The organism is Streptomyces sp. SP18BB07, assembly GCF_036322545.1.
In the GTDB taxonomy this organism is placed as follows: domain Bacteria; phylum Actinomycetota; class Actinomycetes; order Streptomycetales; family Streptomycetaceae; genus Streptomyces; species Streptomyces deccanensis.
This window is the reverse complement of the sequence record NZ_JAQYWT010000284.1, coordinates 35,182-47,770: the sequence shown is the minus strand read 5'-3', so window position 1 is coordinate 47,770 and position 12,589 is coordinate 35,182. Positions and strand designations below refer to the sequence as shown.

10 protein-coding genes are annotated in these 12,589 nt (G+C 71.6%); 9 read left to right on the top strand and 1 reads right to left on the bottom strand.

Annotation, left to right across the window (positions count from 1 at the left end; translation table 11 throughout):
• The first annotated feature begins 12 nt into the window (after positions 1–12).
• From rhaI to PUR53_RS15390, 6 genes are all read left to right on the top strand, one after another.
• Positions 13–1,173, top strand: coding sequence for an L-rhamnose isomerase (gene rhaI, locus PUR53_RS15415; RefSeq protein ID WP_329897991.1), 1,161 nt, complete (start codon positions 13–15; stop codon positions 1,171–1,173).
• Positions 1,174–1,437: 264 nt separating this feature from the next.
• Positions 1,438–3,477 carry a bifunctional aldolase/short-chain dehydrogenase gene (locus tag PUR53_RS15410; protein ID WP_329908607.1) on the top strand — a complete coding sequence of 680 codons (2,040 nt, stop codon included), beginning with the start codon at positions 1,438–1,440 and terminating at the stop codon, positions 3,475–3,477.
• Positions 3,474–4,937 (top strand): rhamnulokinase, encoded by a 1,464-nt coding sequence (locus PUR53_RS15405; RefSeq protein ID WP_329908606.1) that lies wholly within the window; start codon positions 3,474–3,476, stop codon positions 4,935–4,937. Before PUR53_RS15410 ends, PUR53_RS15405 begins: the two co-directional genes overlap by 4 nt.
• Positions 4,938–5,085: 148 nt before the next feature.
• On the top strand, positions 5,086–5,841 hold the full coding sequence (locus PUR53_RS15400; protein ID WP_329897988.1) for a (Fe-S)-binding protein: 756 nt from the start codon (positions 5,086–5,088) through the stop codon (positions 5,839–5,841).
• Positions 5,838–7,316, top strand: coding sequence for a LutB/LldF family L-lactate oxidation iron-sulfur protein (locus PUR53_RS15395; RefSeq protein WP_329897987.1), 1,479 nt, complete (start codon positions 5,838–5,840; stop codon positions 7,314–7,316). The genes PUR53_RS15400 and PUR53_RS15395 overlap by 4 nt, the downstream gene beginning before the upstream one ends.
• A complete protein-coding gene (locus PUR53_RS15390) occupies positions 7,313–7,972 on the top strand; it encodes a LutC/YkgG family protein (protein ID WP_329908605.1) in 660 nt (219 codons plus the stop codon). The genes PUR53_RS15395 and PUR53_RS15390 overlap by 4 nt, the downstream gene beginning before the upstream one ends.
• A gap of 8 nt (positions 7,973–7,980) precedes the next feature.
• Here the strand turns inward: PUR53_RS15390 and PUR53_RS15385 are convergent, their stop codons facing one another.
• Positions 7,981–8,676, bottom strand: coding sequence for a UdgX family uracil-DNA binding protein (locus PUR53_RS15385; protein WP_329908603.1), 696 nt, complete (start codon positions 8,674–8,676; stop codon positions 7,981–7,983).
• A 172-nt stretch (positions 8,677–8,848) separates the two neighbouring features.
• Here PUR53_RS15385 and PUR53_RS15380 point away from each other — a divergent pair, with 172 nt between their 5' ends.
• The 3 genes from PUR53_RS15380 to katG all read left to right on the top strand — a co-directional run bounded on the left by PUR53_RS15380 (position 8,849) and on the right by katG (position 12,565).
• A complete protein-coding gene (locus PUR53_RS15380; RefSeq protein WP_329908602.1) occupies positions 8,849–9,757 on the top strand; it encodes an EamA family transporter in 909 nt (302 codons plus the stop codon).
• 119 nt (positions 9,758–9,876) lie between these two features.
• Positions 9,877–10,320 carry a Fur family transcriptional regulator gene (locus tag PUR53_RS15375; RefSeq protein ID WP_239759264.1) on the top strand — a complete coding sequence of 148 codons (444 nt, stop codon included), beginning with the start codon at positions 9,877–9,879 and terminating at the stop codon, positions 10,318–10,320.
• A gap of 31 nt (positions 10,321–10,351) precedes the next feature.
• On the top strand, positions 10,352–12,565 hold the full coding sequence (gene katG, locus PUR53_RS15370; protein WP_329908601.1) for a catalase/peroxidase HPI: 2,214 nt from the start codon (positions 10,352–10,354) through the stop codon (positions 12,563–12,565).
• The last annotated feature ends 24 nt before the right edge of the window (positions 12,566–12,589 follow it).

The following is a 12,589-nucleotide window of genomic DNA, read 5'->3' as shown; positions in this document are numbered from 1 at the left end:
AGGAGCCCTGACGTGACCGAGCTCGCCGCGGTGAAGGCCGCCCTCAAGACACAGGCCGTCGAGACGCCGTCGTGGGCGTACGGAAACTCCGGAACCCGTTTCAAGGTGTTCGCCCAGGCGGGTGTGCCGCGCGACCCCTGGGAGAAGCTGGACGACGCCGGCAAGGTCCACGAGTTCACGGGCGTGGCGCCGACCGTGGCGCTGCACATCCCCTGGGACAAGGTCGAGGACTACGCGGCGCTCGCCAAGCACGCCGAGGAGCGCGGCGTGAAGCTGGGCGCCATCAACTCCAACACCTTCCAGGACGACGACTACAAGCTGGGCAGCATCTGCCACCCGGACGCGGCGATCCGCCGCAAGGCCGTCGATCACCTGCTGGAGTGCGTCGACATCATGGACGCGACCGGGTCGCGCGATCTGAAGCTGTGGTTCGCGGACGGGACGAACTATCCCGGCCAGGACGACATCCGCGGCCGCCAGGACCGGCTGGCCGAGGGCCTCGCCGAGGTGTACGAGCGGCTCGGGGACGACCAGCGGATGCTGCTGGAGTACAAGTTCTTCGAGCCGGCGTTCTACACGACCGATGTGCCGGACTGGGGCACCGCCTACGCCCACTGCCTGAAGCTCGGGCCGAAGGCGCAGGTCGTGGTCGACACCGGGCACCATGCGCCGGGGACCAATATCGAGTTCATCGTGGCGACGCTGCTGCGGGAGGGGAAGCTCGGCGCGTTCGACTTCAACTCCCGGTTCTACGCCGACGACGACCTGATGGTGGGGGCGGCCGACCCGTTCCAGCTGTTCCGGATCATGTACGAGGTCGTGCGTGGGGGTGGGTTCACTCCCGAGGTCGCGTTCATGCTCGACCAGTGCCACAACATCGAGGCGAAGATCCCGGCGATCATCCGGTCCGTGATGAACGTGCAGGAGGCCACGGCGAAGGCGCTGCTGGTGGACGGGGACGCGCTGCGCTCCGCTCAGCGGGACGGGGACGTGCTGGAGGCCAACGCCGTGGTGATGGACGCGTACAACACGGATGTGCGGCCGTTGCTGCGGGAGGTGCGGGAGGAGATGGGGCTGGACCCCGAGCCGTTGAAGGCGTACCGCGCGTCCGGGTGGGCGGCGCGGATCGTCGAGGAGCGGGTGGGAGGGGAGCAGGCGGGGTGGGGCGCGTGATCTCCGGGTTCCGTCTGCCTGTTCTTGTTCGTTGCGGGCTGCGGGCCGTGCGTGGCTGGTCGCGCAGTTCCCCGCGCCCCTGAAAAGCAGGGGCTGCGCCCCATGCTTTTCAGGCCCGCAGGGGCCTGGGCTTTTAGGGGCGCGGGGAACTGCGCGAGAAGCCCCACGCACCCGCACCCGGCAACGCACCCCGGACCCCCGAGCTGAACCCCGTCCCCCGTCCCCAGAACCCCGTACTCATCTCACCGTAAGGACTGACCGCACATGGCAACCCATCCCGAAGCCGCCGCTCTGCTCGCCCGGTCCCGGCGGCTCGGCGCCGATCCGCGGAACACCAACTACGCCGGCGGCAACGCGTCCGCCAAGGGCACCGACACCGACCCCGTCACCGGGGGTGATGTGGAGCTGATGTGGGTGAAGGGGTCCGGGGGCGACCTGGGCACCCTGACCGAGGCCGGGCTCGCCGTGCTGCGGCTGGACCGGATGCGGGCGCTCGTCGACGTCTACCCGGGCGTCGAGCGCGAGGACGAGATGGTGGCGGCGTTCGACTACTGCCTGCACGGCAAGGGCGGCGCGGCTCCGTCCATCGACACCGCCATGCACGGGCTCGTGGACGCCGCGCACGTGGATCATCTGCACCCCGACTCCGGGATCGCGCTCGCCTGCGCGGCCGACGGCGAGAAGCTGACCGCCGAATGTTTCGGGGACAGTGTGGTGTGGGTGCCGTGGCGGCGGCCCGGCTTCCAGCTGGGGCTGGACATCGCGGCCATCAAGGAGGCCAACCCGCAGGCCGTCGGCTGCGTCCTCGGCGGGCACGGCATCACCGCCTGGGGTGACACCGCCGAGGAGTGCGAGAAGAACTCGCTGCACATCATCCGTACCGCCGAGACGTTCCTGGCGGAGAAGGGGAAGGCGGAGCCCTTCGGGCCCGTCATAGAGGGATACGAGGCGCTGGGCGCCGCCGAGCGCCGTGAGCGGGCCGCCGCCCTCGCCCCGTACGTCCGGGCCGTCGCCTCGCAGGACAAGGCGCAGGTCGGGCACTTCACCGACTCCGACGTGGTCCTCGACTTCCTGGCCGCCGCCGAGCACCCGCGGCTCGCCGCGCTGGGGACCTCCTGCCCCGACCACTTCCTGCGGACGAAGGTCCGGCCGCTGGTCCTGGACCTGCCGCCGACCGCCGATCTGGACACCGCGATCGCCCGGCTGGGGGAGCTGCACGCCGAGTACCGCGAGGAGTACGCCGCCTACTACCAGCGGCACGCCGAGCCCGACTCCCCCGCGATGCGCGGCGCCGACCCGGCGATCGTGCTGATCCCGGGCGTGGGCATGTTCAGCTTCGGCAAGGACAAGCAGACCGCGCGGGTGGCCGGCGAGTTCTACGTCAACGCGATCAACGTGATGCGGGGCGCCGAGGCGGTGTCGACGTACGCGCCGATCGAGGAGTCGGAGAAGTTCCGCATCGAGTACTGGGCGCTGGAGGAGGCCAAGCTCCAGCGGATGCCGAAGCCGAAGCCGCTGGCCACCCGGGTCGCGCTCGTCACGGGTGCGGGCAGCGGGATCGGCAAGGCCATCGCGCACCGGCTGGTGGCCGAGGGTGCCTGTGTCGTCGTCGCCGATCTGAACGCCGAGAACGCCGCCGCCGTCGCCGAGGAGCTGGGCGGGGCGGACAAGGCCGTCGCCGTGACCGTCGACGTGACCGACGAGCAGCAGATCGAGGAGGCCTTCAAGGCCGCCGCGCTGGCCTTCGGCGGGGTCGATCTCGTCGTCAACAACGCGGGCATCTCGATCTCCAAGCCGCTGCTTGAGACGTCCGCGAAGGACTGGGACCTGCAGCACGACATCATGGCCCGCGGCTCGTTCCTGGTGTCGCGCGAGGCGGCGCGGGTGATGATCGCGCAGGGGCTGGGCGGCGACATCGTCTACATCGCCTCGAAGAACGCCGTCTTCGCCGGGCCCAACAACATCGCCTACTCCGCCACCAAGGCCGACCAGGCCCACCAGGTGCGACTGCTCGCCGCCGAGCTGGGTGAGCACGGCATCCGCGTCAACGGGGTCAACCCCGACGGTGTGGTGCGCGGTTCGGGCATCTTCGCGGCCGGCTGGGGCGCCCAGCGCGCGGCGACCTACGGGATCGAGGAGGAGAAGCTCGGCGAGTTCTACGCCCAGCGGACCATCCTCAAGCGCGAGGTGCTCCCCGAGCACGTGGCGAACGCGGTGTTCGCGCTGACCGGCGGGGAGCTGACGCACACCACCGGTCTGCACGTCCCGGTCGACGCCGGCGTGGCCGCCGCCTTCCTCCGATGAGCGCCCGTGCGACCGGCGGGTCCGTGAAGTCGTACGCAGCGGTCGACCTCGGTGCGTCCAGTGGGCGTGTCATGGTCGGCCGCGCGGGACGGGACTCGCTGGAGCTCGTCGAGGCGCACCGGTTCCCGAACCGGCCGGTGCGCACACCCGAGGGGCTGCGCTGGGACGTGCTGTCGCTGTACGCGGGGGTGCTCGACGGACTCAAGGCCGCCGGGCAGGTCGACTCCGTCGGGATCGACAGCTGGGCCGTCGACTACGGACTGCTGGACGCGGACGGGGCCCTGCTGGGCAATCCGGTGCACTACCGGGACGCCCGCACCGAGGGCGTCGCGGAGAAGGTGTGGGCCACCCTGCCCGCCGCCGAGCTGTACGCGGCGACCGGGTTGCAGTACGCGCCCTTCAACACGCTGTACCAGTTGGTCGCCGCCCGCTCGTCCGCCCAACTGGCGTACGCCAAGCGGTTGTTGCTCATCCCCGATCTGCTGACGTACTGGCTGACCGGCGAGTCGGGCACCGAGCTGACCAATGCCTCCACCACGCAGCTGATCGACCCCCGGACCCGTGACTGGTCACGGGACGTCGCGGACCGGCTGGGCATCGACCTCGGCCTGTTCGCACCGCTGCGGCAGCCCGGTGACCCGGCAGGGCTGCTGCGACCGGAGGTGCTGGAGGCCACGGGGCTCTCGGGCCCGGTTCCGGTGACGACGGTCGGTTCGCACGACACCGCCTCGGCGGTGGCGGCCGTGCCGGCGACCGGGGAGCGGTTCGCCTACATCTGCACCGGCACCTGGTCACTGGCCGGCCTGGAGCTGGACGCTCCGGTGCTGACGGAGGCGAGTCGGGCGGCCAACTTCACCAATGAGCTGGGGCTCGACGGCACGGTCCGCTACCTCCGGAACATCATGGGGCTGTGGCTGCTCCAGGAGTGCGTACGGGCGTGGGGGGACCCCGATCTCGGCGAACTGCTGCGGGCCGCCGCGAGCGTGCCCGCGCTGCGGTCGGTGGTGGACGCCGGGGACTCGGCGTTCCTCGCGCCGGGCCGGATGCCCGAGCGGATCGCGGAGGCGTGCCGGGAGTCGGGGCAGCCCGTCCCGGAGACGCCCGCCGAGATCACCCGGTGCATCCTGGACTCCCTCGCCCTCGCCCACAGGAAGGCCGTCGCCGAGGCCCAGGCGCTGGCCGATCACCCCGTCGACGTCGTCCACATCGTGGGCGGCGGCACCCGCAACGCCCTGCTCTGCCAGCTCACCGCCGACGCCTGCGGGCTGCCCGTGGTGGCGGGACCGGCGGAGGCCGCGGCCCTGGGCAACGTCCTCGTCCAGGCCCGCACCCACGGCCTGGTCGGCGACCGCGCCTCGATGCGGCGGCTGCTCGCCCGCACCCAGCCGCTGGTGCGGTACGAGCCGCAGGGCGACCCGGCGGCCTGGCACGCGGCGGAGGCCCGGCTCGCCCAGAGGTGAGCGGGGTCTCCCCCGGCGGGGCCTCCCCCGGCGACGATCGGCGTGCGGATTCGCCCGTCCCCGCCGATCGTCGCGCGGGACCCCTCGCTCTTCGCGTACGCGCGTCGTAGTCTGCACTCATCCGATGACCGACCCCCGAGGAGCCGCGATGCGTGTCGCTCTGTTCCTGACCTGTGTCAACGACACGCTCTATCCCGACACCGGCAGGGCCGTGGTGAAACTGCTGACCAGGCTGGGTGTGGACGTCGACTTCCCGATGGGTCAGACCTGCTGCGGGCAGGCGCACTACAACACCGGCTATCGCCACGAGGCCGAGCCGCTGGCCCGGAAGTTCTCCGATGTATTCCGGGAGTACGAGGCGATCGTGACGCCGTCCGGCTCATGCGGGGCGATGGTGCGGGAGCTGTATCCGCGGATGGGCGAGCGGGCGCGGGCCGAGGGGCGCGGTGACGGCTTGGCGCGGACGCTGGCGCCGGTCGTGCCGAAGACGTACGAGCTGACCGAGTTCCTGGTGGACGTGCTGGGGGTGACGGACGTCGGCGCGTACTACCCGCACAAGGTGACCTACCACCCGACCTGCCACGGGCTGCGGAGCCTCGGCCTCGGGGAGCGGCCCCGGCGGCTGCTCCAGGCCGTGAAGGGGCTGGAGCTGGTGGAGTTGCCCGGTGCCGACGAGTGCTGTGGCTTCGGCGGCACGTTCGCCGTGAAGAACTCCGACGTCTCGGCGGCGATGGGCGCGGACAAGGTGCGCAACGCCGAGTCGACGGGCGCCGAGGTGCTGTGCGCGGCCGACAACTCCTGTCTGATGCACATCGGCGGCACGATGACCCGGCTGCGGACGGACCTGCGGCCGGTCCACATCGCGGAGATCCTGGCGAGCACGGAAGAGGAGCCGCTGGTATGAGCGGGACGTATCTCGGGATGCCGGCGTTCCCGAAGGCCGCGCACGAGGCCGTGCACAACACGACCCTGCGCGGAAACCTGCGCCACGCCACCCACACCATCCGCGCCAAACGCGCGAACGCGGTCGCGGAGGTGTCCGACTGGGCGGAGCTGCGCGAGGCGGGCAAGCAGATCAAGGACCATACGCTCCGTCATCTCGACCGGTATCTCGTGCAGTTGGAGGAGTCTGTCACGGCGGCGGGTGGCACGGTCCACTGGGCCGCCGACGCGGACGAGGCCAACCGGATCGTCACGTATCTCGTCAAGGCGACCGGCGAGAGCGAGGTCGTCAAGGTCAAGTCGATGGCCACGCAGGAGATCGGGCTGAACGAGGCGCTGGAGGCCGAGGGCATCCACGCCTACGAGACCGATCTCGCCGAGCTCATCGTGCAGTTGGGCAAGGACCGGCCCTCGCACATCCTGGTTCCGGCGATCCACCGCAACCGGGGTGAGATCCGGGACATCTTCACGCGCGAGATGAGCGAGTGGGGCCGCCCGGCCCCCGAGGGCCTGACCGACACGCCGGCCGAGCTGGCGGAGGCGGCGCGGCTGCATCTGCGGGAGAAGTTCCTGCGGGCCAAGGTGGGTGTCTCCGGCGCCAACTTCATGGTCGCGGAGACGGGCACGCTGGTGGTCGTGGAGTCCGAGGGCAACGGGCGGATGTGCCTGACCCTCCCCGAGACGCTGATCTCGGTCGTCGGCATCGAGAAGATCGTGCCGACCTGGCAGGACCTGGAGGTGTTCCTGCAGACCCTCCCCCGCTCCTCCACCGCCGAGCGGATGAACCCGTACACCTCCACCTGGACGGGCACGACCGACGAGGACGGGCCGCAGACCTTCCACCTGGTCCTCATCGACAACGGCCGCACCGACACGCTCGCCGACGAGGTCGGCCGCCAGGCCCTGCGCTGCATCCGCTGCTCGGCCTGTCTCAACGTCTGCCCGGTGTACGAGCGGGCGGGCGGCCACGCGTACGGCTCGGTGTACCCGGGCCCGATCGGTGCCATCCTCAGCCCTCAACTCCGGGGCACGGGAAGCGAGATCGACTCCTCGCTGCCGTACGCCTCCTCGCTGTGCGGCGCCTGCTACGAGGTGTGCCCGGTCGCCATCGACATCCCCGAGGTGCTGGTGCACCTGCGGGAGCGGGTCGCCCAGGGCGGAACGGTGACCGAGCGGGGCGGCAAGGTCGTGCTCAAGCCCGCGAAGGGGCACGCGGCCGAGCGGGCGGCGATGCGTGCGGCGCGGTGGGCGTTCAGCCACCCCGGCGCGCTGCGCACCGGGCAGCGGCTCGCGTCCCGCACACGGCGCTTCCATCCCCGTACGCTGCCGGGCCCCGGCAAGGCGTGGAGCGCCAGCCGTGATCTTCCGGCGCTGCCCCCCGAGCCGTTCCGGGACTGGTGGCAGAGGACGAACGGCGGAAAGGACACGGGCAAGTGAGCAGCAGGGATCTGATCCTGGGCCGGGTGCGACGCGCCCTCGCCGACGTGCGCCAGGACGACACGCCGTACGAGCAGGCCGTGCGGCGGGGCTATCTCCGCGAGCACGGCGGGCTGAGCCCCGCCGAGACGGTGGAGTTGCTGGCGGAAAACCTGGCGGACTACCGGGCGCTCGTGCACCGCGCGGACGCGGCCGGGCTCGCGGAGGTGATCGCCGGGCTGTTGCGCGCGCACGGTTCGAAGACGGTGCTGGTGCCGTCGGGGCTGCGCGAGGAATGGCTGTCGGCCACCGATGTGACGCGGGTGCCGGACCGGGGCGAGACCACCGCGCACGAACTGGACCGGGTCGACAGCGTCGTCACCGCGTGCGCCCTCGCGATCGCCGAGACCGGCACGATCGTGCTGGACGGCTCCCCCGACCAGGGCCGCCGCCGGATCACCCTCGTGCCCGACCACCACATCTGCGTCGTCCGGGTGCCGGACCAGGTGGTGTCGTCGGTGCCGCAGGCGCTCGAACTCCTGGACCCGACCCGCCCGTTGACGTGGATCTCGGGCCCGTCCGCGACCAGCGACATCGAACTGGACCGGGTGGAGGGGGTACACGGCCCGCGCACCCTGGAGGTGGTCCTGGTGACCGGGGGTGACGGCCAGGGTTAGCGGCGGCATCAAGGCCCAGGCCCGGCCAACGCCTCGGCGGCCACCCTGAGGTCGGACACCAGTCCCGCGTACGCGGCGTCGCGGTCGTCGGCGCGGAGTACGGCGGAGGGGTGCAGGGTGGCGACGACGTACGCCCCCTCCGCTTCCCCGGCGGGCAGGGGCAGCAGCGTGCCGCGGTCCTTGGTGACCCGGAAGGAGCCGCCGAGCAGTGCCTTGCCGGCGGTGGCGCCGAGGGCCACCACGATCTCGGGCCGGACCAGGCGGAGTTCGGCGAGCAGCCAGGGACGGCAGGCGGCGACCTCGCGCAGGTCGGGCGCCTTGTGGATACGGCGTTTGCCGCCGCCCGGGGGCCGCGTGAACTTGAAGTGCTTGACCGCGTTGGTCACATAGGTCGTGTCCGCGTCGATGCCGGCCTCGTCGAGAGCGCGCCGCAGCAGCCGCCCGGCGGGGCCGACGAAGGGCTCGCCCTGTCTGTCCTCCTGGTCCCCGGGCTGCTCACCGACGAGGAGGAGCCGGGCGGACCCGTCCCCCTTGCCGAAGACGGTCTGCGTGGCGTCCTCGTACAGGGGGCAGCCCCGGCAGTCGGCCGCGGCCCGGCGGTGGGCGGGGAGGCCGCCGCGGTCTGGGAGGAACGGCTCGGCGTCGTACGCCCGCGGGTCCGCGGCGGGCGCCTTGGTGGGGCTCGCGTGCTCGATGGGGCTCATCCGAGGGCACCTCCTTGGGCGGGAAGCCCGGCCGGAGCGCTTCGCCAGGGCGGCAGCGCTCGACGGAGCCCGAGCGCCGCGCGGGGGTCCCGCACGGCTCGGGGCCGCTTCCGGGTACCCCCTCCCACCGCGATGCACCATGGATCGGCTCCCGTGGGGCACCCACGGACGGATGGCCGCCCTTCTCGCGCTCACGTCCGCCGCGCTGTACGGCATCGTCGACTTCGCCGGCGGGATGTTGTCCCGCCGGGTGCACTTCGCCGTGGTCACGCTGCTCGGCCAGACGGGCGGCCTGCTGCTGGCACTGGTGGTGGCCCTCGCCGCGCCGGCGCCGGACGTACGGCTCCTGGACGTGGCGTGGGGCGCGCTCTCCGGCCTCGGGAGCGCCATGGCGATGACGCATCTGAACCGGGGTCTGAGCCGGGGCGGCATGACCGTGGTGGTGCCGGTCAGCGCGCTCACCGGGGTCGCGCTGTCCGTGCTGTGCGGTGTCCTTTTCCTCGGTGACCGGCCCGCCGGCGTCGCGTGGCTGGGCATCTGCCTCACCGTGCCGGCACTGTGGCTGGTGTCCTACGGCGGCCGGCCCGACAACCGGGCCGGGTCGGGCGGGATCCGGCACGGTGACGCCCCCGCGACGCAGGCCGGTGACGGCGGCGAGGTGCCCGGGTTCCGGGCGGGGGCGGCCCTGGACGGGCTGCTCGCCAGCGTGGGTGTCGCGGTGCAGTACCTCGGGCTGGCCCAGGCCGGTGCCGGGAGCGGGGTGTGGCCGGTGGTCGCGGGGCGGGCGGCGGCGGTCCTCCTGCTGGTACCGGGGCTGTGGCGGTCGGCCGGACGGTTCCGGCAGCCGGCGGCGGTGTGGGGTTCGGCGGCCGCGATCGGGGCGGGGGCCGCGCTCGCGTTGATCCTCTACCTCTGGGCGGCCCAGCGGGAGATGGTGTCCGTGGTGGTCGTCCTGGCGTCCCTGTACCCGGCCGTCCCCACCGTCCTCGGCCTGACCCTGCTCCACGAACGGGTGAACTTCCGGCAGACGGCCGGTCTCGCCGGCGCCATGATCGCGATCCTGCTGCTCACCTTGGGCTGATTCGATCGCTCACCTCGGGCTGACTCGACTGCTCGCCTCAGGCCGACTGGATCACCTCCTAAAACTTGGGCAGTTCGTTTTCTTGAACTATTCGTGTTTAGGAGGGTAGGTTGGTCGCCATGACCGCATCCCAGCCCCCGAACACCGCCGAGGAGCTGCGCGGTGCCGGCCTGCGGGTGACGGCCGCGCGCGTGGCGCTGCTGGAGACCGTCCGGGACGGCGACCACCTCGGCGTCGAAGCGATCGCCTCGGGCGTGCGCGATCGTGTGGGCCACATCTCGCTCCAGGCCGTGTACGAAGCGCTGAACGCGCTCACCGGCGCGGGGCTCGTGCGCCGCCTCGAACCACCCGGCAGCCCAGCCCTGTACGAGGGCCGTGTCGGGGACAACCACCACCACCTCGTATGCCGCTCGTGCGGCGTCGTGGTCGACGTCGACTGCGCGGTCGGGCACGCCCCGTGCCTGACCGCCTCCGACGACCGCGGCTTCGCGATCGACGAGGCCGAGGTCATCTACTGGGGCCTGTGCCCCTCATGCTCCACAGCCGGCAGTTCAGCACCGTGATCCACCCCCGTTTTTCGGAAGGACTCCCCCGATGACCGAGAACCACGACGCGATCGTCACCGACGCGAAGCCCGAGGAGACGGGAGGCTGCCCGGTCGCTCACGGGCGCGCCGCGCACCCCACCCAGGGCGGCGGGAACCGGCAGTGGTGGCCGGAGCGGCTCAACCTGAAGATCCTCGCCAAGGACCCCGTCGTCGCGAACCCCCTCGGTGAGACGTTCGACTACGCCGAGGCGTTCAACAACCTCGACCTCGCGGCCGTGAAACAGGACATCGCCGAGGTGCTGACCACCTCGCAGGACTGGTGGCCCGCCGACTTCGGCAACTACGGCCCGCTGATGGTCCGTATGGCCTGGCACAGCGCCGGCACCTACCGCATCCACGACGGCCGCGGCGGTGGCGGCCGCGGCCAGCAGCGCTTCGCGCCGCTGAACAGCTGGCCGGACAACGGCAACCTGGACAAGGCCCGCCGTCTGCTGTGGCCGGTGAAGAAGAAGTACGGCCAGTCCATCTCCTGGGCCGACCTCATGATCCTCACCGGTAACGTCGCCCTGGAGCAGATGGGCTTCGAGACCTTCGGCTTCGCCGGCGGCCGCGCCGACGTCTGGGAGGCCGACGAGGACGTCTACTGGGGTCCCGAGACCACCTGGCTGGACGACCAGCGCTACACGGGCGACCGCGAGCTGGAGAACCCGCTCGGCGCCGTCCAGATGGGCCTGATCTACGTCAACCCTGAGGGCCCCAACGGCAACCCGGACCCGCTCGCCGCGGCCCGCGACATCCGTGAGACGTTCCGCCGCATGGCGATGAACGACGAGGAGACCGTCGCCCTCATCGCCGGTGGCCACACCTTCGGCAAGACCCACGGCGCCGGCCCCGCGGACAACGTGGGCGACGACCCCGAGGCCGCCTCCATGGAGCAGCAGGGCCTCGGCTGGAAGTCCACCTACGGCACCGGCAAGGGTGGCGACGCCATCACCTCCGGCCTGGAGGTCACCTGGACCACCAAGCCCACCCAGTGGAGCAACGACTTCTTCGACATCCTCTTCGGCTACGAGTGGGAGCTCACCCAGAGCCCCGCCGGCGCCAACCAGTGGGTGGCCAAGGACGCTCAGGCGATCATCCCCGACGCCCACAGCGACGCCAAGAAGCTGCCCACGATGCTCACCACGGACCTCTCGCTGCGCTTCGACCCGATCTACGGCGAGATCTCCAAGCGCTTCCACGAGAACCCCGACCAGTTCGCGGACGCCTTCGCCCGCGCCTGGTTCAAGCTGACCCACCGTGACATGGGCCCGAAGTCGCTGTACCTCGGCCCGGAGGTCCCTGCGGAGACCCTGATCTGGCAGGACCCGCTGCCGGCGGCCGAGGGCGAGGTCATCGACGCGGCCGACATCGCGGCGCTCAAGAGCAAGCTGCTCGCCTCCGGTCTCACCGTGTCGCAGCTGGTGTCCACCGCGTGGGCGTCGGCCTCCACCTTCCGCTCCAGCGACAAGCGCGGCGGCGCCAACGGTGCCCGGATCCGCCTGGAGCCGCAGCGCGGCTGGGAGGTCAACAACCCGGACGACCTGCGTCACGTCCTGAGCGTCCTGGAGGGCGTCCAGGCGGAGTTCAACTCCGGCGCCAAGAAGGTCTCCCTGGCCGACCTGATCGTCCTCGGCGGTGCCGCCGCGGTCGAGAAGGCCGCCAAGGACGCCGGGTACGCGGTCGAGGTGCCCTTCACCCCGGGCCGCGTGGACGCGACCGAGGAGCACACGGACGCCGAGTCCTTCGCCGCGCTGGAGCCGGCGGCCGACGGCTTCCGCAACTACCAGGGCAAGGGCAACCGCCTCCCCGCCGAGTACCTGCTGATCGACCGGGCGAACCTGCTGTCGCTGAGCGCCCCCGAGCTGACGGTCCTCGTCGGTGGTCTGCGTGTCCTGGGCGCCAACCACGCCCAGTCCTCGCACGGCGTCTTCACCGACGCCCCGGGCGTCCTCACCAACGACTTCTTCGTCAACCTGCTCGACCTGGGCACGACGTGGAAGTCCACCTCCGCCGACCAGACCCTCTTCGAGGGCCGTGACGCGGACACCGGCGAGGTCAAGTGGACCGGCACCCGTGCCGACCTCGTCTTCGGCTCCAACTCCGAGCTCCGTGCCCTCGCCGAGGTCTACGCGAGCGACGACGCCAAGGAGAAGTTCGTGAAGGACTTCGTCGCGGCCTGGGCCAAGGTCTCCGACCTGGACCGGTTCGACCTGGTCTGACGGCCTGGATGATCGACCTGGTCT